At 50.4% G+C, this 890-nt stretch carries 2 tRNA genes and 1 rRNA gene; all 3 read left to right on the forward strand.

Annotated elements, in window-relative coordinates:
* A 16S ribosomal RNA gene (locus QOR60_RS06810) occupies positions 1 to 536 on the forward strand; the annotation flags it as partial.
* A gap of 98 nt (positions 537 to 634) precedes the next feature.
* A tRNA-Ile gene (locus QOR60_RS06815) sits at positions 635 to 708 on the forward strand.
* Between the two features lie 13 nt (positions 709 to 721).
* Positions 722 to 794 (forward strand) — tRNA-Ala (locus tag QOR60_RS06820).
* Positions 795 to 890 lie beyond the last annotated feature (96 nt).

The following is an 890-nucleotide window of genomic DNA, read 5'->3' on the forward strand; positions in this document are numbered from 1 at the left end:
AACCTAAGAGATTAGGCGTTCCCTTCGGGGACGGAATGACAGGTGGTGCATGGTTGTCGTCAGCTCGTGTCGTGAGATGTTGGGTTAAGTCCCGCAACGAGCGCAACCCTTGTTATTAGTTGCCAGCATTGAGTTGGGCACTCTAGTGAGACTGCCGGTGACAAACCGGAGGAAGGTGGGGATGACGTCAAATCATCATGCCCCTTATGACCTGGGCTACACACGTGCTACAATGGACGGTACAACGAGTCGCGAAGTCGCGAGGCCAAGCAAATCTCTTAAAGCCGTTCTCAGTTCGGACTGTAGGCTGCAACTCGCCTACACGAAGTCGGAATCGCTAGTAATCGCGAATCAGCATGTCGCGGTGAATACGTTCCCGGGCCTTGTACACACCGCCCGTCACACCATGAGAGTTTGTAACACCCAAAGCCGGTGGGGTAACCATTTGGAGCTAGCCGTCTAAGGTGGGACAGATGATTGGGGTGAAGTCGTAACAAGGTAGCCGTAGGAGAACCTGCGGCTGGATCACCTCCTTTCTAAGGAAATATACGGAACCTACACGTGGTTGATACTGTGGTCAGTTTTGAGGGATCTACCTCTTTTTAAAACATCATAAGTGTTAAAGATGGCTTACGGGCCTATAGCTCAGCTGGTTAGAGCGCACGCCTGATAAGCGTGAGGTCGGTGGTTCGAGTCCACTTAGGCCCATCTTCAACATCATGGGGCTTTAGCTCAGCTGGGAGAGCACCTGCCTTGCAAGCAGGAGGTCAGGAGTTCGATTCTCCTAAGCTCCATTGGCAACAACGTTGCCAACTTTGTTCTTTGAAAACTAGATAACAATTCTTGATTTCTTGATTAAATTGAACCGAGAACACCGCGTTTTAAAGAGT

Source organism: Ligilactobacillus hohenheimensis, assembly GCF_947381805.1.
GTDB classification, from domain to species: Bacteria; Bacillota; Bacilli; order Lactobacillales; family Lactobacillaceae; genus Ligilactobacillus; species Ligilactobacillus hohenheimensis.